The 17,300-nt window shown below is 70.2% G+C and carries 18 protein-coding genes and 5 tRNA genes; 14 read left to right on the forward strand and 9 right to left on the reverse strand.

The features are described 5' to 3' along the window. Positions 1-102 precede the first annotated feature (102 nt). The 4 genes from ACH47Z_RS17695 to ACH47Z_RS17710 form a co-directional block, all read right to left on the reverse strand. Positions 103-678, reverse strand: a complete 576-nt coding sequence (locus ACH47Z_RS17695) for an ATP/GTP-binding protein (protein ID WP_067004841.1) — start codon at positions 676-678, stop codon at positions 103-105. Continuing rightward, complete coding sequence (locus ACH47Z_RS17700; RefSeq protein WP_009190816.1) at positions 659-1,057, reverse strand: DUF742 domain-containing protein; 399 nt, start codon at positions 1,055-1,057, stop codon at positions 659-661. The genes ACH47Z_RS17695 and ACH47Z_RS17700 overlap by 20 nt, the downstream gene beginning before the upstream one ends. Positions 1,058-1,176: 119 nt before the next feature. Continuing rightward, a complete protein-coding gene (locus ACH47Z_RS17705) occupies positions 1,177-1,590 on the reverse strand; it encodes a roadblock/LC7 domain-containing protein (RefSeq protein WP_005479910.1) in 414 nt (137 codons plus the stop codon). 9 nt (positions 1,591-1,599) lie between these two features. Continuing rightward, complete coding sequence (locus ACH47Z_RS17710) at positions 1,600-5,541, reverse strand: nitrate- and nitrite sensing domain-containing protein (protein ID WP_399074500.1); 3,942 nt, start codon at positions 5,539-5,541, stop codon at positions 1,600-1,602. Between the two features lie 566 nt (positions 5,542-6,107). Between ACH47Z_RS17710 and ACH47Z_RS17715 the strand changes: the two genes are divergently transcribed. From ACH47Z_RS17715 to gltX, 3 genes are all read left to right on the forward strand, one after another. Further along, the gene (locus tag ACH47Z_RS17715; RefSeq protein WP_399074502.1) at positions 6,108-6,296 is read left to right on the forward strand and encodes a hypothetical protein; all 189 of its coding nucleotides are present in this window, start codon (positions 6,108-6,110) and stop codon (positions 6,294-6,296) included. Between the two features lie 505 nt (positions 6,297-6,801). Then, positions 6,802-7,587, forward strand: coding sequence for a fumarylacetoacetate hydrolase family protein (locus tag ACH47Z_RS17720; RefSeq protein WP_399074504.1), 786 nt, complete (start codon positions 6,802-6,804; stop codon positions 7,585-7,587). Continuing rightward, the gene (gene gltX, locus ACH47Z_RS17725; RefSeq protein WP_399074506.1) at positions 7,580-9,064 is read left to right on the forward strand and encodes a glutamate--tRNA ligase; all 1,485 of its coding nucleotides are present in this window, start codon (positions 7,580-7,582) and stop codon (positions 9,062-9,064) included. The genes ACH47Z_RS17720 and gltX overlap by 8 nt, the downstream gene beginning before the upstream one ends. Positions 9,065-9,123: 59 nt before the next feature. Here the strand turns inward: gltX and ACH47Z_RS17730 are convergent, their stop codons facing one another. Next, positions 9,124-9,306, reverse strand: coding sequence for a hypothetical protein (locus ACH47Z_RS17730; protein WP_399074508.1), 183 nt, complete (start codon positions 9,304-9,306; stop codon positions 9,124-9,126). Between the two features lie 118 nt (positions 9,307-9,424). Between ACH47Z_RS17730 and ACH47Z_RS17735 the strand changes: the two genes are divergently transcribed. The 6 genes from ACH47Z_RS17735 (at position 9,425) to ACH47Z_RS17760 (ending at position 10,716) form a co-directional block, all read left to right on the forward strand. Then, a complete protein-coding gene (locus ACH47Z_RS17735; RefSeq protein WP_399074510.1) occupies positions 9,425-10,165 on the forward strand; it encodes an HAD family hydrolase in 741 nt (246 codons plus the stop codon). 90 nt (positions 10,166-10,255) lie between these two features. Further along, positions 10,256-10,327: transfer RNA gene (locus tag ACH47Z_RS17740), tRNA-Gln, on the forward strand. 21 nt (positions 10,328-10,348) lie between these two features. After that, positions 10,349-10,421 (forward strand) — tRNA-Glu (locus ACH47Z_RS17745). Positions 10,422-10,450: 29 nt separating this feature from the next. Further along, positions 10,451-10,523: transfer RNA gene (locus tag ACH47Z_RS17750), tRNA-Glu, on the forward strand. Positions 10,524-10,543: 20 nt separating this feature from the next. Then, a tRNA-Gln gene (locus ACH47Z_RS17755) sits at positions 10,544-10,615 on the forward strand. Positions 10,616-10,643: 28 nt separating this feature from the next. Then, positions 10,644-10,716: transfer RNA gene (locus ACH47Z_RS17760), tRNA-Glu, on the forward strand. 52 nt (positions 10,717-10,768) lie between these two features. Here ACH47Z_RS17760 and ACH47Z_RS17765 read toward each other — a convergent pair. After that, positions 10,769-11,413 (reverse strand): MerR family transcriptional regulator, encoded by a 645-nt coding sequence (locus ACH47Z_RS17765; RefSeq protein WP_399074512.1) that lies wholly within the window; start codon positions 11,411-11,413, stop codon positions 10,769-10,771. A gap of 83 nt (positions 11,414-11,496) precedes the next feature. On the opposite strand from ACH47Z_RS17765, the gene ACH47Z_RS17770 reads away from it, so the two are divergent. Beyond that, a complete protein-coding gene (locus ACH47Z_RS17770; RefSeq protein WP_399074514.1) occupies positions 11,497-12,006 on the forward strand; it encodes a DUF4188 domain-containing protein in 510 nt (169 codons plus the stop codon). Between the two features lie 78 nt (positions 12,007-12,084). Here the strand turns inward: ACH47Z_RS17770 and ndgR are convergent, their stop codons facing one another. Continuing rightward, positions 12,085-12,801, reverse strand: a complete 717-nt coding sequence (gene ndgR, locus ACH47Z_RS17775) for an IclR family transcriptional regulator NdgR (RefSeq protein WP_009320373.1) — start codon at positions 12,799-12,801, stop codon at positions 12,085-12,087. A gap of 197 nt (positions 12,802-12,998) precedes the next feature. Here ndgR and leuC point away from each other — a divergent pair, with 197 nt between their 5' ends. The 4 genes from leuC to ACH47Z_RS17795 all read left to right on the forward strand — a co-directional run bounded on the left by leuC (position 12,999) and on the right by ACH47Z_RS17795 (position 16,287). After that, positions 12,999-14,423 carry a 3-isopropylmalate dehydratase large subunit gene (gene leuC, locus ACH47Z_RS17780; protein ID WP_399074516.1) on the forward strand — a complete coding sequence of 475 codons (1,425 nt, stop codon included), beginning with the start codon at positions 12,999-13,001 and terminating at the stop codon, positions 14,421-14,423. A 5-nt stretch (positions 14,424-14,428) separates the two neighbouring features. Next, positions 14,429-15,022, forward strand: a complete 594-nt coding sequence (gene leuD, locus ACH47Z_RS17785) for a 3-isopropylmalate dehydratase small subunit (RefSeq protein WP_399074518.1) — start codon at positions 14,429-14,431, stop codon at positions 15,020-15,022. Positions 15,023-15,275: 253 nt separating this feature from the next. Continuing rightward, positions 15,276-15,506 carry a hypothetical protein gene (locus ACH47Z_RS17790; RefSeq protein ID WP_399074520.1) on the forward strand — a complete coding sequence of 77 codons (231 nt, stop codon included), beginning with the start codon at positions 15,276-15,278 and terminating at the stop codon, positions 15,504-15,506. Between the two features lie 136 nt (positions 15,507-15,642). Beyond that, complete coding sequence (locus ACH47Z_RS17795; protein ID WP_399074522.1) at positions 15,643-16,287, forward strand: HU family DNA-binding protein; 645 nt, start codon at positions 15,643-15,645, stop codon at positions 16,285-16,287. A gap of 71 nt (positions 16,288-16,358) precedes the next feature. On the opposite strand, the gene ACH47Z_RS17800 is transcribed toward ACH47Z_RS17795, so the two are convergent. Together ACH47Z_RS17800 and cofC are read right to left on the reverse strand one after the other, a co-directional pair. Then, the gene (locus ACH47Z_RS17800) at positions 16,359-16,562 is read right to left on the reverse strand and encodes a hypothetical protein (RefSeq protein WP_399074524.1); all 204 of its coding nucleotides are present in this window, start codon (positions 16,560-16,562) and stop codon (positions 16,359-16,361) included. A 10-nt stretch (positions 16,563-16,572) separates the two neighbouring features. Beyond that, the gene (gene cofC, locus ACH47Z_RS17805) at positions 16,573-17,208 is read right to left on the reverse strand and encodes a 2-phospho-L-lactate guanylyltransferase (protein WP_399074526.1); all 636 of its coding nucleotides are present in this window, start codon (positions 17,206-17,208) and stop codon (positions 16,573-16,575) included. Positions 17,209-17,300 lie beyond the last annotated feature (92 nt).

Here is a 17,300-nt window from a genome sequence, read left to right on the forward strand (position 1 = left end):
CCGACCGTGTCAAAGGCCACAGTCGACTCCGGTCCGTTTACGACAACTGCCGTACGGCACGTCGTACTTGAGTACGTATGCGTGCGCTGACCTGGGCCCGCGCTACCGCAGGCGGGCCATCAGCGCGTGTTCCACGAGCGTGATCAGCGCACTCTTGGCGTCCGCGCGGTGCCGGGCGTCCGTCGTGATGATCGGGGTGTCGGGCCCGATCTGCAGGGCCTCGCGCACCTCCTCGGGCTGGTACGGCTGCTGCCCGTCGAAGCCGTTGAGGGCGACGACGAACGGCAGGCCGCTGTTCTCGAAGTAGTCGACGGCCGGGAAGCAGTCGGCGAGGCGCCGGGTGTCCACGAGCACCACCGCGCCGATCGCGCCGCGTACGAGGTCGTCCCACATGAACCAGAAGCGGTCCTGGCCCGGTGTACCGAAGAGGTAGAGGATCAGGTCCTGGTCGAGGGTGATGCGGCCGAAGTCCATGGCCACCGTGGTGGTGGTCTTGTCTCCGGTGTGGGTGAGGTCGTCGATGCCCGCGGACGCGGACGTCATGACGGCCTCGGTGCGCAGCGGGTTGATCTCCGAGACGGCGCCGACGAACGTGGTCTTGCCCACGCCGAAGCCGCCCGCCACCACGATCTTCGCGGAGGTGGTGGCCCGGCCCGCGTCAGAGCTTGCGAAGTCCACTGAGCACCCTTTCGAGCAGCGTCACGTCCGGAGCGCCGCCGTTGTTCTCGTCGCCACCAGGCTGGTGGATGGCGACCAGGCCGGCCTCGGCGAGGTCGGCGACCAGGATCCGGGCCACACCGAGCGGCATGGCCAGCAGCGCGGAGACCTCCGCGACCGACTTGACCTCACGGCACAGGTGGCAGATGCGCTGGTGCTCCGGGAGCAGTCCCATGAGCGCTGCCGGGTCGGCCGTGGTGCTGATCAGCGCCTCGATGGCGAGCTGGTAGCGCGGCCGGGTCCGGCCACCGGTCATCGCGTACGGACGTACCAGCGGCTGGTCGCCCTCGTCCCCGTACGGCTCCGCGTACGGATCATGATGGGCGGTGGGCGGGGTCATCGAATCCTCCGGGCGGGACAGCAAACAGCAAGTCGGTCAGTCGTGCCGTCTGACGGGGCCGGTGGGGGGATTGTGGCGGCCGGACGGTGGTTTGGTGAGGTGGGTGGTGCCGGGGGCGGTCAGTGAAGCAGACTGCCCTGGAGTTCGGCGCGCAGGTCCGGGGTGAGTACCGCCCCTGCGCGGTCGACGAGCAGTGCCATCTCGTAGCCGACGAGACCGATGTCGCACTCGGGGTGGGCCAGGACCGCAAGGGACGACCCGTCCGAGACGGACATCAGGAAGAGGAACCCGCGCTCCATCTCGACGACCGTCTGTGCCACGTCGCCGCCCTCGAAGATCCGGGAAGCCCCGGCGGTCAGCGAGGTCAGACCGGAGGCGACGGCCGCGAGCTGGTCGGCGCGGTCCCGGGGGAAGCCTTCGGACATCGCCAGCAGAAGGCCGTCGGCGGAGACCACCACCGTGTGCGACACCCCGGGGGTGTTGTCCACGAAGTTGGTGATCAACCAGTTCAGGTTCTGTGCCGCCTGGCTCATCGGACTCAACTAACGCTCCTGCTGGTGAGTGGGGCTCGGGAAGCTGCCGGTCTGGCCGTTGCCGGCCTGGCGACCCTGCGCGATGCCCCGACGGAGATTGGTCAGCCGGCCGCGTACGTCGTCAGGCGCACGCGAGACCTGCGGACCGGCTTGGTGCTGTTGCTGCTGAGCGGTGCCCGGGACGAGGTTCGCCCGGGGCACCCGGCGCGGCAGGCCGGAGGTGGTGATACCGCCCGCGGCGGGCTGCCGGACGCGCTCGGCCTGCCGGACGAGTTCGTCGTTCGGCGAGGTACGCCACGAGCCGGTGTTCGAGCCGTTGCCACTGACGTTGGTGCCGCCGTTGGCGTTGCGCTGTGGCGCGGGTGCCTGCGGCTGCTGCTGGGCCTGCCCGTTGTCCGCCTGCGGACCGCCGTGGAACCAGTTGGTCTCCAGCGTGTCGTACAGCGGGGTACGGCCGTCGGACGGGCCGCTGGCCGGCGGCAGCGCCTCCGGCTCACGGTGCGCCGGACGTTGCGGGTGCTGAGGCTGCTGCGCTTGCGGGGCCGGCGGGCGCGGGGCGCCGAAGTCGTCCCGGGCGGGCGGCTGCGGGCGCTCGAACTGGCCGGTGTGGGCCGGGTTCTGGCGTCCGGGCAGGGAGTGCTGCCCGGTGGAGCTGCCGTCGTAGCCGCCGCCGAAGCCACCGTCGTACGCCTGCGGAGCCGCGAACCGGCCGGTGTCCCGCGCGCCGTCATCCTGCCGCGCGGGCGCCGGGGTGCCGAAGATGTCGGAGCGGACGAACGGGTCGGAGCCCTGCGAGCCCTGCGCACCCTGCTGACCACCGTGGCCGTCGAACGGACCCGGCAGCTGCGGAGCCTCGGGACGCGCGAACTGGCCGGTCTGCTGGAGGCTGTCCGGGCGCGGGAACTGCCCGGTCTGCTGCGGGTTGTCGGGCAGGGCGAACTGGCCCGTCTGCTGCGGGTTGTCGGGCCGCTGGAACTGGCCCGTGTTCTGGGCGCCGTTGTAGCCGTTCAGGTCCGCGCGCGGGAACTCGCCGGTCGCGGACGGACCGTGGTCGTCGATCCGGGGAATCGCCGGGATCTCAGCGGTCGAGCCCGGACCCTGGCGGTCGTCGATGTGCGGCATGCGCGCGGTGTGCGAGGGGTCCTGCTCGTCGTGGCCGCGCGGAGTGTCCAGCGAGGCACGCGACAGCGGGGCACCGGAGTCGCTCCAGCCCGGGGTGCGCGGCTGCGGGTCGGCGCCGGGCAGTTCGGCCCGGAGACCGCCGCGCGGCGGCAGCTGGGGCTGACGGCCCTGGTCGGCGGGGGCGCCGGGCCGCTGCTGGCCACGGCCGCCGAAGGCGTCCTGCTGCGGCCCGCCCGGGTTCGCGGACTGCATGCCCTGCGGGGCACCGGGAGCCTGGCCGCCGAAGCCGCCCGCACCGGAACCCGCGGGCACCGGCCGGCCCTGCTGCGAACCGCCGAAACCGTCGAAACCACCGGGTCCACCGGGACCGCCCTGGGGACCGCGCGCTCCGCCCGGCGCACCGGGACGGCCGCCCTGGCCCGCGCCGGGCAGCGCGGCCCGGGGACCCTGGCCGGCACCGACCTGGCCGCGCGGGCCGGGGCCGGCACCGAGCAGACCACCGCCGGCCGGGGCGCCGCCGAGGGCACCGCCACCCGGGTTGCCGGTCTGCCGCCGGGCCGCGGCAGCGCCCGCCGCGGCCTGCGCGGCGGCGGGGCCAGTGACACCGGGCGCGCCCGGCTTGCCCGGAGCGGGCTTCTTGCCGCCCTGGGCCACATCCACGGGGAGCATGACCAGCGCGGTCGTACCACCGGAGTCGGACGGGCGCAGCTGGATACGGATGCCGTGGCGCTGGGACAGCCGGCCGACCACGAACAGACCCATGCGGCGGGACACCGACACGTCCACGGTGGGCGGCGAGGCCAGCCGCTCGTTGATCGCCGCGAGGTCCTCGGGGGAGAGGCCGATACCGGTGTCGTGGATCTCGATCAGCACGCGGCCGTCGGGCAGCGCGTGACCGGTGACCTTGACCTTGGTCTGCGGCGAGGAGAAGGAGGTCGCGTTCTCGAGCAGCTCGGCGAGCAGGTGCACGAGGTCGTTGACGACGCGGCCGGCGACTTCGGTGGTGGGCACGGAGGCCAGCTCGATGCGCTCGTACTGCTCCACCTCGGACGCGGCGGCGCGGAGCACGTCGACCAGCGGGACCGGGCGGGTCCACCGGCGGCCGGGCTCCTCACCCGCGAGGACGAGGAGGTTCTCACCGTTACGGCGCATACGCGTCGCGAGGTGGTCGAGCTTGAACAGCGAGGACAGCTGGTCCGGGTCGGCCTCGCGGGACTCCAGTTCGGAGATGAGCGACAGCTGACGCTGGATGAGGCCCTGGGAGCGGCGCGAGAGGTTGGTGAACATCGCGTTGACGTTGCCCCGGAGAAGGGCCTGCTCGGCGGCGAGGCGGACCGCCTCGCGGTGCACGTCGTCGAAGGCCGCGGCCACCTGGCCGATCTCGTCCCGGGAGTGCACACCGACGGACTCGACGGAGGTGTCGACGTCCTGCGGGTCCGACTCCGACAGCTGCTTGACCAGCTCGGGCAGCCGGTCCTGGGCGACCTTGGTGGCGGTCTCCTGGAGCCGGCGCAGCGAGCGGATCATGGACCGGGCCACGACGAAGGCGCCGACCAGCGACACACCGAGCACGAGCAGGATCAGCGCACCGGAGATGATGGCGTCCTGCTGGGTGGCGCTCTTCAGCTCGCGGGCCTTCTGCTCCATCTCCTCGAGCAGCGTGTGCTCGATCTTCTTCATCTGCTCGATCTTGGTCGAGCTGTCGTCCACCCAGTCGCGGTACGACCGCGCCGGCAGCTGCTGCATGCCGTTGGCGGACTCGAAGGCGCGCTTGGCGTAGGTGTCGGCGGTCTCGATCGTCGGGTTGCCCTCGTCGATCGGCTTGAGGAGTTCCTCGGCGTTCTGGCTGGCGTAGATCTTGCGGAAGATCGCCAGCTCGGAGTTCTCGCTCTCGTACGCCGACTGACCGTAGAGGCGGTCGTTCTCGGTGAGGTCGCCCTTGGACGCGGTGGTCGCGGGCAGCGCGGCGGCGATCGTCGCGCGCTGCACGGAGGCGTACTCCTTGGCGGTGGAGAAGGCCGCCAGGGCGCGGGTGCGGGAGATCATCTCCGGGTTGCTGGACGCCTCGGCCATGTCCTGGGACAGCGAGATCAGCTGGGTGATCAGGCGGTGGTACGACTCGATGGTCTGCGTCGAGTTGCCCGTGGCCGTGTAGGCGGACCGGCGGATCTTGGCCAGGTCGTCCAGCTGGTTGGCGAGGCCGACGAGCGCGTCGCGGACGCCCTGGAGGTTGCCGTTCTTGCTGGCCGCGTCGATCTGCTCGGAGGAGTTGAGGAAGTTCTCGCGGGCCCGGTCGGTCTTCTCCTGGTAGCCCTTGACCGTGTAGTCGGTCGCCTTCAGGCCGTGCGACAGCGGACCGGCGGACTGGTCGCGTTCCTCCTGGAGCGCGGCGGCCAGCTCGGTGGCCTGCTTGGTCATGTCCGTCAGCAGCTTCATGTTGTCGAGCTGCTGGATGTCGTTGATGTTCTGGTCGATGCGCAGCGCGCCCAGCGAGGTCGCGGCGACCACGGGGAGGGCGAGCAGCGAGACCAGACGCGTGGAGATGCGCCAGTTGCGCAGGGCCATGCGCGAGCCGCTGCCGGTCTGGCTCTTGGCGGGCTTCACGGTCGGTGTGGTGGCCCCGGAGCCGCCGCCGGTGGCCGACGCCGTGGACGATGCGGCCGGTCCCGGCGCGCCGGGACGCCCGCCGCGCTCACCGCCGTCCGGAGTCGGGGCCTGGCCCGGGTTCTGGGCGTGCTGGGGGGAGGAGCCGCCCTTCATGGGGCCAGTCCCGTTGTGCGGCTCCGGCTCCGCCGAAGCGCTGCCATCCCTCTTGAAACGTCCCTGCACTAGCGTCGCAACCTCTGGACCAGGCACCCCTCCGCGCGAACGGAGGGACACGGTGTCGGCGTCGTGGGGAGCGCCCTGAATACGCCCCCCGGTGGTCTTGAGTGACCGCCCTCGTTCCCCCTGTTCTCGCCCGCCACTCGGCGCTGCTGAGCGCCCCCTGTGCGCCGGCTCGATCCTGCGGCGGTCCGTGGAATTCCAGCACAGTGCCGGATCTCCAACAAGGGCCGGTGCCGAGCCGTGACCTGGGTGACGGAATGTGAACGTCAGGTCACGGCTCGTGGAAGCTTATCCCGTGCATATCGGGCGTATCCCGGCGAGTCGCCGGTCGGTGTCAGGTGTCCCAGTCGCCATGATCAGGAGCGGAATGATGGCTTCGGGACGTCAATGTCCGTTTCGTTAGGACGTATTGGTGGCGAGATTTGACCGGTTTGTCCGCGACGTCGTGAGGAAACTCACACGCGCCACAGCGGCGGTTGGCGCCGGTGGCGGGGAATCGGATGTTTAGCCTGACGCTTTACAAGAGGGTCGTATCTGTAAGCCCACACAGGACTAGGACGCGTACAACCGTGAAGACGACGATGATGTTCCACAAGATCGCGAACCCGCGGCGCACGACTCTGGCGCACCTGGCGGACCCGGGCGAACTGCAGATCCCCGAGCTGCCGGAGCACTCCGTCGACCTCCCGGCCCAGACGGCCAACCCGCGCCGCACCGTCCTGATGGACGTCCCGGTCGCGGCGGCAGCCGCAGAGTAGCCGACCGGCGCTCACCTTTTCCGCCGCATTGGCGGGACCGTGTTTTCGCGCGATACCGGGACCGGCTCCTCGGTGAGCCGGATTCCGGCACGCGCCCCCGGCGGCCGATATCCGTGACGCCCGCGCCGGACATCCCCGGTGTCATCGCCCGGGCCGGATTTCCGCGCACCCCGGCGACCGTCCGAAGGCACCGGCGCATACGCCCCACCCTCGCCGACGTGCCCCACGGCCCCGTGGACCGGCCCGCGCACGCCCCCGGAGGGTGCGTGCCCGGCGCATCGAGCGCCCTTCTTCTGCGCGGCCCCGCGACCTCGCCGGTGGAAATACCTGATCGGCCCGCCCGAATTCGCCGGCGGCCGAACACCGCGAACTCGGAATTCCGGCCACCCCATTCCCGTATCGGAAAAGCGGCGCCGCCACACCGTACCGGCCGAACACCGGACGTCCCGACCGGTTAACCTGAGGCGTCAGTACGCCGGTTCTCAGTGAGGGGCGCAAGGATCCCGTGCGCATCGCCAGGTTCTCCATCGACGGGAACGTCGCCTTCGGCGCGGTCGAGGGCGACAAGCAGGACGAACTCGTCCTCGACATCATCAAGGGCATCCCGTTCGCGGACTACGAGCTGTCCGGTACGAAGGTGCCGCTGAGCAAGGTCAGGCTGCTCCCGCCGGTCCTCCCCAACAAGATCGTGGCGTTCGGCCGCAACTACGGCGAGCACGCGCGCGAGCTGGGCAACGAGGTGCCCGACGTCCCGTTCGCCTTCTTCAAGCCGTCCACCTCGGTGATCGGGCCCGGCGACGACATCCAGTACCCCTCGTTCTCCGAGGAACTGCACCACGAGGCCGAGCTGGCCGTCGTGATCGGCCGCATGTGCCGCGAGGTCCCGCGCGAGCGCGTCAAGGACGTGATCTTCGGCTACACCTGCGCCAACGACGTCACCGCCCGCGATGTGCAGAAGCGCGAGAAGCAGTGGGCCCGGGCCAAGGGCTTCGACACGTCCTGCCCGCTCGGCCCCTGGGTGGAGACGGACCTGGATCTGGAGCGCGCGAACGACCTCACCGTCCAGTGCACGGTGAACGGCCGGCAGCGCCAGCTCGGCCGTACGAGCGAGATGATCCACTCCATCGAGGACCTGGTCGTCAACATCTCCGAGGCCATGACCCTGCTCCCCGGCGACGTCATCCTCACCGGGACCCCCGCGGGGGTCGGCCCCCTGAACGTCGGCGACGAGGTCGCCGTCACCATCGAAGGCATCGGCACTCTCACCAACAAGGTTGTCAAGCGTGGCTAGCGCACCCGGCTCCCCCGTCCGCGTCCGATTCTGTCCCTCGCCCACCGGTAACCCCCACGTGGGCCTGGTCCGCACCGCCCTGTTCAACTGGGCGTTCGCCCGGCACCACCAGGGCACCCTGGTCTTCCGCATCGAGGACACCGACGCGGCCCGCGACTCCGAGGAGTCGTACACCCAGCTGCTCGACGCGATGCGCTGGCTCGGCTTCGACTGGGACGAGGGACCCGAGGTCGGCGGCCCGCACGCGCCGTACCGGCAGTCGCAGCGCATGGACGTCTACGCCGACGTCGCCCAGAAGCTCCTGGACGCCGGCCACGCCTACCACTGCTACTGCTCCCAGGAGGAGCTGGACACCCGCCGCGAGGCGGCTCGGGCCGCGGGCAAGCCGTCGGGTTACGACGGCCACTGCCGCGAGCTCAGTGCCGCGCAGGTCGAGGAGTACACGGCCCAGGGCCGTACGCCCATCGTCCGCTTCCGCATGCCGGACGAGACGATCACCTTCACCGACCTGGTCCGCGGTGAGCTGACCTTCACGCCCGAGAACGTCCCGGACTACGGCATCGTCCGCGCGAACGGCGCCCCGCTGTACACGCTGGTCAACCCGGTCGACGACGCCCTGATGGAGATCACCCACGTCCTGCGCGGCGAGGACCTGCTCTCCTCCACCCCGCGCCAGATCGCGCTCTACAAGGCGCTGATCGACCTGGGCATCGCCCAGCAGATCCCGGCCTTCGGCCATCTGCCGTACGTGATGGGCGAGGGCAACAAGAAGCTGTCCAAGCGCGACCCGCAGTCGTCGCTGAACCTCTACCGCGAGCAGGGCTTCCTGCCCGAGGGCCTGCTCAACTACCTGTCCCTGCTGGGCTGGTCGCTCTCCGCGGACCAGGACATCTTCACGATCGCCGAGATGGTCGCCGCCTTCGACATCTCCGACGTGAACCCGAACCCGGCGCGCTTCGACCTGAAGAAGTGCGAGGCGATCAACGCCGACCACATCCGCATGCTGGATGTGAAGGAGTTCACCGAGCGCTGCCGCCCCTGGCTGAAGGCCCCGTTCGCCCCCTGGGCACCGGAGGACTTCGACGAGGCCAAGTGGGAGGCGATCGCCCCGCACGCGCAGACCCGTCTCAAGGTGCTGTCGGAGATCACCGACAACGTCGACTTCCTGTTCCTGGCGGAGCCGGTCTCCGACGAGGCCTCGTGGACGAAGGCGATGAAGGAGGGCTCCGACGCCGTGCTCCGCACGGCCCGCGAGAAGCTGGAGTCGGCCGACTGGACGTCGCCGGAGTCCCTGAAGGAGGCCGTCCTGGCCGCCGGCGAGGCCCACGGCCTCAAGCTCGGCAAGGCCCAGGCCCCGGTCCGCGTCGCCGTCACCGGCCGCACCGTCGGCCTGCCGCTCTTCGAGTCCCTGGAAGTCCTGGGCAAGGAGGAGACGCTGGCCCGCATCGACGCGGCGCTGGCGAAGCTGGCCGCGTAACCGAGCCGAACGCACAGGGGCGGCAACCGGAGTTCCGGTTGCCGCCCCTGTCGCGTCGGTCACTGCGCGTCGGCCTCGTCGATCAGGTAGGCGCTCTCGTCGAAGATCTCCAGCACGACGACGACCGTGATCGCGCCGGCCACCATGTACTCCAGCTTCAGGCCGGGGCCTGCATACGCCCTGCGCAGGTGCTCGTCCGGGCCGAGCGGGGCGCGAGCCGGGCAGGGTGTCGTACGTCGCACGGGCCTCGACGGTGAACTGGACGCGGTACTCGGTCATGGCACCGCGCTAGGACGTCCGTCCGTCCCGGGTCGGCCGGAAACCGTCACACCCGCTCCGCCCCGGCGTTACGGTCGGACCATGAGCATCCAAGCCGTGGTCTGGGACGTGGACGACACCCTGTTCGACTACACGACGGCGGACCGGGAGGGCATGGCCGCCTACCTCGAGGCAGAGGGGCTGCTGGCCTGGTACGGGGGGCCCGAGGAGGCGCTTGAGTGGTGGCGGGAGTGCACCGATCAGCAGTGGGCGCGGTTCTCGGCCGGTGAGAGCACCTTCGAGGGCCAGCGGCGCGACCGCGTCCGGTACTTCCTGGGTGAACCGCTCGCCGACGCGGAGGCGGACGCCTGGTTCGAGCGCTACCTGCGCCACTACCAGGCCGCCTGGCGGCTGTTCCCGGACGTCCTGCCCGCTCTGGAGGCCCTCGGCGGCCACCGGCACGCGGTGCTGTCCAACTCCAGCCTCACGGTCCAGGAGCACAAGCTGCGCACCCTCGGCATCCTCGACCGCTTCGAGGCCGTCCTGTGCGCCGCCGAGCTGGGCGTCTCCAAGCCGGAGGCCGGCGCCTTCCTGGCGGCCTGCGAGGCCCTCGGACTGCCTCCGCACGAGGTGGCGTACGTCGGCGACCACCCGGAGATCGACGGGCGCGGCGCCGCCGAGGCCGGGCTGCTGTCCGTGTGGATCCACCGCGGGACGGCCCGCGAGCAGGCAGGACAGGAGGCCGCGGCGGCGGGCCTGGTGCACCGGATCGAGACCCTCGCCGAACTCCCCGTGCTCGTCCGCGCGGATAGCCGTTTTGGAGCCCCGTCCACCTTCGGGTAATGTTCTTCCTGCGCCGAGGGGAGCGGGCCGAAAGGCCGGAGCCCCGAGGCGCTAGCTAGAACGAGGACCCCGCAGGGGCTTGAGTTCCAGTGGCCTATGGTGTAATTGGCAGCACGACTGATTCTGGTTCAGTTAGTCTTGGTTCGAGTCCAGGTAGGCCAGCTCGCAGAGCTTATCTGCAAAGCCCCCGTTGTGTAGCGGCCTAGCACGCTGCCCTCTCAAGGCAGTAGCGCCGGTTCGAATCCGGTCGGGGGTACTGATCCTGATCTTGTCGGGATCGCTAGGGCCCCCGTTGTGTAGCGGCCTAGCACGCCGCCCTCTCAAGGCGGTAGCGCCGGTTCGAATCCGGTCGGGGGTACGACTGGTCTAAACCATCATTGGTCTATGGTGTAATTGGCAGCACGACTGATTCTGGTTCAGTTAGTCTTGGTTCGAGTCCAGGTAGACCAGCTCGGACCTGCGGAAACGCAGAGTCCACGCCCCCGTTGTGTAGCGGCCTAGCACGCCGCCCTCTCAAGGCGGTAGCGCCGGTTCGAATCCGGTCGGGGGTACACACAGGGAAGGCCCTCCACTTCGGTGGGGGGCCTTCGCCGTACCCGGGCGTCACTCGAAACCGTAGCGCCGCCCCGACTCCTCCTCCTGGGCCAGTCGGCGCAGGGCCTGCAGCATCGGTTCGGTCAGCACCGAGCCGAGCACCGCCGTCTCCACCTTCTCCGCCTCCGACGGATGCGTCTCCACGAAGTCCAGGTCGAGTTTGGCCACCTCGTGCATCAACGTGGCGTAGGACGCGAGCAGTTCGTGCCCCCAGTCGTAACCGAGCCGGCGGAACGCTGCCACCGCGACCACCAGGGAGCGGTACGCGGGGGAGATCGTCGTCAGCAGCTTCGCGTTCGACCAGCCCAACCGGTCCAGCAGCTCGTCCGCCTCGCGGTGCGCCGCCCGCACGAACGCGTCGTCCTCGTCCGGCTCCGGCACCTGCGGCAGCGCCCACAGGGCCGCGCCCAGCCGGATCGTGCGGCCCAGGGAATCGTCGTCGACGTTGCGCAGCACCTCCCGGACCGTGGCCACCGGGAGCCCGCCGACCTGGATCATCGCGCGCACCAGCCGCAGCCGGCGCAGATGCTCCTCGTCGTACTCGGCCGTCGTGGCGTTGATCTGGCGGCCCGGCGGCAACAGCCCTTCGCGCAGGTAGTACTTGATCGTCGCGGTGGACACACCGCTGCGTCTGCTCAGTTCGGCGAGCCGCATGTCTTGCGCTCCTTCTCGGATAACGGCACTATCCAAGCATCGCTATTTGGATAGCGTCGCTCACCAACGAGGGGGACGTGGTCATGGTGACCCGTACGACCGCTGACGCGAAGGGCGAGGTCGTCGTCCTGTTGATCGGCATGCGCATCAACCGCTTCTGGGCGGTGCACCTGTGGCTGCCGGTGATGCTCGGGATGTTCCGCATGCTGCGGGATCTGCGGCGGGAACCCGAGCGGGGCCTGCTCAGCCGCGTCCTGCTGACGGCCTCGCCGCGGACGTACTACGTCGTGCAGTACTGGGAGTCCAAGGAGAAGCTGTACGCCTACGCGACCGCGCCCGACGCGTTTCACCACACGGCCTGGGCCCGGCTCAACCGCAAGGAGCGGGCCGGGAAGCTGCGCGGGCAGGTCGGGATCTGGCACGAGACGTATGTCGTGCCCGAGGGGGCGTACGAGGCGATCTACGGCGACATGCCGGCGTTCGGGCTCGCCGCGGCGCACGGGCAGATCCCGCTGGAGAAGCGGGGGAGGTATGCCAAGGACCGGTTCGCCTACCGGTCGCGGCAGGCGCCGGTGGCCGAGAAGACCGGCTGAACCGGGGGACGGGGGAGCGAGGAGGGCCTGCCGCGGCGTTGGGGCAGGCCCTCCTCGGTGTTCCCGGAAGGCCCTCCCTCAGCCCGAGCGGCGCAGGGCCTCGGAGAGGCGGGCGGCGGCGTCGATGACCGCCTGGGCGTGCATACGGCCGGGATGGCGCGTCAGGCGCTCGATGGGGCCGGAGACGGACACCGCGGCCACGACGCGGTTGGAGGGGCCGCGTACGGGCGCCGAGACCGACGCGACGCCCGGCTCGCGCTCGCCGATGGACTGGGCCCAGCCGCGGCGTCGCACGCCTGACAGGGCCGTTGCCGTGAAGCGGGCGCCCTGCAGGCCCCGGTGCAGGCGCTCGGGCTCCTCCCAGGCCATCAGGATCTGCGCCGAGGAGCCGGCCTTCATCGTGAGCGTGGAGCCGACGGGGACGGTGTCCCGAAGGCCGGACAGCCGTTCCGCCGCGGCCACGCAGATCCGCATGTCGCCCTGGCGTCGGTAGAGCTGCGCGCTCTCGCCGGTGACATCGCGGAGGTGGGTGAGCACCGGGCCCGCCGTCGCGAGCAGACGGTCCTCGCCGGCCGCCGCCGCCAGTTCCGCGAGGCGCGGGCCGAGAATGAAACGGCCCTGCATGTCGCGTGCCACCATGCGGTGGTGTTCCAAAGCCACGGCCAGGCGGTGAGCCGTGGGTCGTGCCAGTCCGGTGGCCCCGACCAGACCCGCGAGGGTGGCCGGACCGGACTCCAGAGCGCTCAGGACGAGGGCCGCCTTGTCCAGAACGCCGACGCCGCTACTGTTGTCCATGAAACGATACTTGCGTCTCACTCTGTGAAACGCAAGTTCAATTTTCCGTGGAACGCGCCACCCTGGAATCACACAGCGGCCCGAAGACCAACGGGCCCGGTGGCGGACGCCCGGATGCACGACACCTGGGGCGCGGGCGTCTCCTCCTCAAGATCTCTAGTTGGGCCGGCGCACGTTTGCCGGCCGGAGGGAAAGCGATGGGTAGGACACTCGCGGAGAAGGTCTGGGACGACCATGTCGTCCGGCGCGCCGAGGGCGAGCCCGACCTCCTCTTCATCGATCTGCACCTGCTGCACGAGGTGACCAGCCCGCAGGCCTTCGACGGGCTGCGCAAGAGCGGTCGCCAGGTGCGCCGCCTCGACCTCACCATCGCGACCGAGGACCACAACACCCCGACCCTCGACATCGACAAGCCCATCGCGGACCCCGTCTCCCGCGCCCAGCTGGAGACGCTGCGCAAGAACTGCGCCGAGTTCGGCGTGCGGCTGCACCCGCTCGGTGACGTCGAGCAGGGTGTCGTACACGTCGTGGGTCCGCAGCTCGGGCTGACCCAGCCGGGTACGACCGTCGTCTGCGGTGACTCGCACACCTCCACGCACGGTGCCTTCGGCGCGCTGGCGTTCGGCATCGGCACCTCGCAGGTCGAGCACGTGCTGGCCACCCAGACGCTGCCCCTGGCCCGCCCGAAGACCATGGCCATCACGGTCGACGGCGAGCTGCCCGAGGGCGTCACCGCCAAGGACCTGATCCTGGCGATCATCGCCAAGATCGGTACGGGCGGCGGCCAGGGCTACATCCTGGAGTACCGCGGCTCCGCCATCGAGAAGCTCTCGATGGAGGCCCGCATGACCATCTGCAACATGTCGATCGAGGCCGGCGCCCGCGCGGGCATGATCGCCCCCGACGAGACCACCTTCGCGTACCTCGAGGGCCGCGCGCACGCCCCCGAGGGCGCCGACTGGGACGCCGCGGTGGAGTACTGGAAGACCCTGCGCACCGACGAGGACGCGGTCTTCGACGCCGAGGTCCACATCGACGCCGCCTCGCTCTCCCCGTTCGTCACCTGGGGCACCAACCCCGGCCAGGGCGCGCCGCTTTCGGCGTCCGTCCCCGACCCGGCTTCGTACGAAGACGCTTCGGAGCGCTTCGCCGCCGAAAAGGCCCTGGAATACATGGGGTTGGAGGCCGGCCAGCCGCTGCGCTCCATCAAGGTGGACACCGTCTTCGTAGGCTCGTGCACCAACGGCCGCATTGAGGACCTGCGGGCCGCGGCCGCGCTGCTGAAGGACCGCAAAGTCGCCGACGGCGTACGGATGCTGGTCGTCCCGGGCTCGGCGCGCGTGGGTCTGCAGGCCGTCTCCGAGGGCCTGGACGTGGTCTTCAAGGAGGCCGGCGCCGAATGGCGGCACGCGGGCTGCTCGATGTGCCTCGGCATGAACCCGGACCAGCTGGCCCCGGGCGAGCGCTCCGCCTCCACCTCCAACCGCAACTTCGAGGGCCGGCAGGGCAAGGGCGGCCGTACCCACCTGGTGTCGCCGCAGGTCGCGGCCGCCACCGCCGTCCTGGGCCACCTGGCCTCGCCCGCCGATCTGTCCGACGCCCCTGCGCCCGCTGGAGTCTGAGAATCATGGAAGCCTTCACCACGCACACCGGCCGGGCCGTCCCGCTGCGCCGCAGCAACGTCGACACCGACCAGATCATCCCTGCTCACTGGCTCAAGAAGGTGACCCGGGACGGGTTCGAGGACGGGCTGTTCGAGGCCTGGCGCAAGGACCCCGAGTTCGTCCTCAACCGCCCCGAGCGGCAGGGCGCCACCGTCCTGGTCGCCGGCCCCGACTTCGGCACCGGCTCCTCCCGCGAGCACGCCGTCTGGGCGCTGCAGAACTACGGCTTCAAGGCCGTGATCTCCTCCCGTTTCGCGGACATCTTCCGTGGCAACTCGCTGAAGAACGGCCTGCTCACCGTCGTCCTCGAGCAGAAGATCGTGGACGCGCTGTGGGAGCTCACCGAGAAGGACGCGACGGCTGAGGTCACTGTGGACCTTGAGGCGCGTGAGGTGCGCGCCGAGGGCGTCACCGCCTCCTTCGAGCTGGACGAGAACTCCCGCTGGCGGCTGCTGAACGGCCTGGACGACATCTCCATCACCCTCCAGAACGAGGCCGACATCGCCGCGTACGAGGCCAAGCGGCCGTCGTACAAGCCACGCACGCTCCAGGTCTGATCCCTGGGCTGATTTCGGCCATCGCAACACCCCGTCTGTACCCCCGATCGCCACGATTGGGGGTACAGCCATGTCTGGCCCCGGACGGACCTGCGGGCTTCTTACGCTTCGCTCAACTTCCCACGTTAGACAGGGCGTTGACGGGGTAGGTGAGTGCAGTGGTCGCGGCCTCCGCAAGTGCCTGGAAGGCCATTTGAGGCGGCAGTTGCACCCTGGGCAGGCGACAACTCGCCCCAGATGGCACAATCTGTGCATGGAACACGACGGCCAACTCGAGCTCTATGCGGCGGTCGCGAACCAGCTGAAGGAAGCGCACACAAGAGTGCGCGCACTGCAAGTCCCGGAGGGCGTACGGATGGCGCTGACCCGGAAGCTGCTGGTCATTACGGCCGCGGCCAAGCACGATCTCGCCGCTGCGGAGAGGCGGCTCGAGCAGTTCAACGCGGACCTCGACGAGGGTCGGATCCCCAAAGAGGACCGCTGAACAGCCCGAGACCGCCGAGTCCGTTGCGGCACAAGGGTGATAAGCCCGTTTCGTGTTTGATTTGCGGTATATATCTGCCTAACGTGCGAAAAAGCTTGAACACTTTCGTTCTGGCGATGTCTCCGAAGGGGAAGACGTGAACAAGGCGCAGCTCGTAGAAGCGATTGCCGACAAGATGGGCGGCCGCCAGCAGGCGGCCGATGCCGTCGACGCGGTCCTGGACGCCGTCGTCCGCGCGGTGGTCGCGGGCGACCGGGTCTCGGTCACCGGCTTCGGGTCCTTCGAGAAGGTGGACCGCCCCGCCCGTTACGCCCGCAACCCTCAGACGGGGGAGCGGGTTCGGGTCAAGAAGACCTCCGTACCGCGCTTCCGTGCGGGTCAGGGCTTCAAGGACCTGGTGAGCGGCACGAAGAAGCTCCCGCGCGGCGGCGAGGTCGCCGTGAAGAAGGCGCCCAAGGGCAGCCTGACCGGTGGCGCCGCCGCGACGGTGAAGAAGGCCGCCGCGAAGAAGGTCACCAAGGCTGCCGCGAAGAAGGTCACGGCGAAGAAGGCGGCGCCGGCGAAGAAGGCCGCCGTCAAGAAGGCCGTGGCGAAGAAGGCCCCCGCCAAGAAGACCACGGCCGCCGCCAAGACCACCGCGGCGAAGAAGGCGACCGCCAAGAAGGCGACGGCCAAGAAGGCCCCGGCGAAGAAGGTCACCGCCAAGAAGGCGCCGGCCAAGAAGTCGACGGCGCGCAAGACCACGGCCAAGAAGGCCACCGCGCGCAAGGCGACGTCGTAAGGACGCCAGGGCACTCACGCGCCGGGCCGGACTCCCTCGGGGAGCCCGGCCCGCGGCGTGTGTAAGGGCAGTTACAGGGTCTGAAGGGTTACGAGGGTGATGCGCAGGCCGTCCCCCTCGCCCTCGGTCTCGATCCGCACCCGCTGCCCGGGCCGCAGGAGTCGCAGGCCGCCCGCGTCGAACGCGGCGGTGTCGTACGGCAGGGGGGTGCCGTCATCGAGCAGCACGCTGCCGCTCCGCGATTCCGGGTCGTAGGTGTATGCCGTTGCCTGCATGACGTTCAGCCTACGGGGCGCTCAGCAGGCGTGCCGACACGGTTGCCGTGTACGGCCCGACCCCCAGTGCCAGGGCCGCCCGCAGATCGTCGCCGGTGTCCACGTCCTGGCGTACCGAATCCACGTCACTCAGCGTGAGTTCTGCTGCCCCCGAAGCCCTGTGGTGAAGGCGGGATTCGAGACCGAACATCGGCTGCAATTCCTGTTCCGGCCCCGCGGCCAGCAGTGTCGTGCCGATCCCCGCCGCGTCGGCGAGAAAAGACCGGGGGAATTCCGCCGCCGCGTCCAGGACGCGGGCCAGTTCGCATGGGCGCAGGGCCGGCAGATCGGCGTTCAGGGCCGCCACGGGAGCTCCGGGGCGAATTGCGCGCACGGCGGCAGCGCCGTGCGTCAGAGCGGCGTTCAGGCCGTCCGCGGGGGCGTCGGGGACGATACGGGCGCCGAGCGCCGCCAGCTCGCGGCCGGCCAGCTCGTCGTCCGTGACGACCGCCACACCCGCCACGGCCGGACACGCCAGCGCCGCGGCCACCGTGTCCTGCGCGAACGCCAGGGCCAGCCCCGGGCGCACCCCGTCCGCCGCCGTGTCCGAGAGTCTGCTCTTGGCCCGCGCCAAGGGCTTCAGGGGGATGACCAAGGTCCACTGCACCGGCGTACCGCCCCTCTCTTGTCGCGCTCATTGTCACCTGCTGCAGCTGGAGACACAGACACAGGGAGGTGCGCGAAGCTCCTTGCAAGGGC

The sequence above is a fragment of the Streptomyces sp. NPDC020192 genome (genome assembly GCF_044388685.1).
In the GTDB taxonomy this organism is placed as follows: domain Bacteria; phylum Actinomycetota; class Actinomycetes; order Streptomycetales; family Streptomycetaceae; genus Streptomyces.

Bases quoted from the DNA above. Each gene is read 5' to 3' on its own strand.
- ACH47Z_RS17700 (WP_009190816.1), bottom strand. From the start codon at position 1,057: ATGACCCCGCCCACCGCCCATCATGATCCGTACGCGGAGCCGTACGGG.
- ACH47Z_RS17705 (WP_005479910.1), bottom strand. From the start codon at position 1,590: ATGAGCCAGGCGGCACAGAACCTGAACTGGTTGATCACCAACTTCGTG.
- ACH47Z_RS17735 (WP_399074510.1), top strand. From the start codon at position 9,425: ATGAGCATCCAAGCCGTGGTCTGGGACGTGGACGACACCCTGTTCGAC.
- ACH47Z_RS17765 (WP_399074512.1), bottom strand. From the start codon at position 11,413: ATGCGGCTCGCCGAACTGAGCAGACGCAGCGGTGTGTCCACCGCGACG.
- ACH47Z_RS17770 (WP_399074514.1), top strand. From the start codon at position 11,497: ATGGTGACCCGTACGACCGCTGACGCGAAGGGCGAGGTCGTCGTCCTG.
- ndgR (WP_009320373.1), bottom strand. From the start codon at position 12,801: ATGGACAACAGTAGCGGCGTCGGCGTTCTGGACAAGGCGGCCCTCGTC.
- leuC (WP_399074516.1), top strand. From the start codon at position 12,999: ATGGGTAGGACACTCGCGGAGAAGGTCTGGGACGACCATGTCGTCCGG.
- leuD (WP_399074518.1), top strand. From the start codon at position 14,429: ATGGAAGCCTTCACCACGCACACCGGCCGGGCCGTCCCGCTGCGCCGC.
- ACH47Z_RS17790 (WP_399074520.1), top strand. From the start codon at position 15,276: ATGGAACACGACGGCCAACTCGAGCTCTATGCGGCGGTCGCGAACCAG.
- ACH47Z_RS17800 (WP_399074524.1), bottom strand. From the start codon at position 16,562: ATGCAGGCAACGGCATACACCTACGACCCGGAATCGCGGAGCGGCAGC.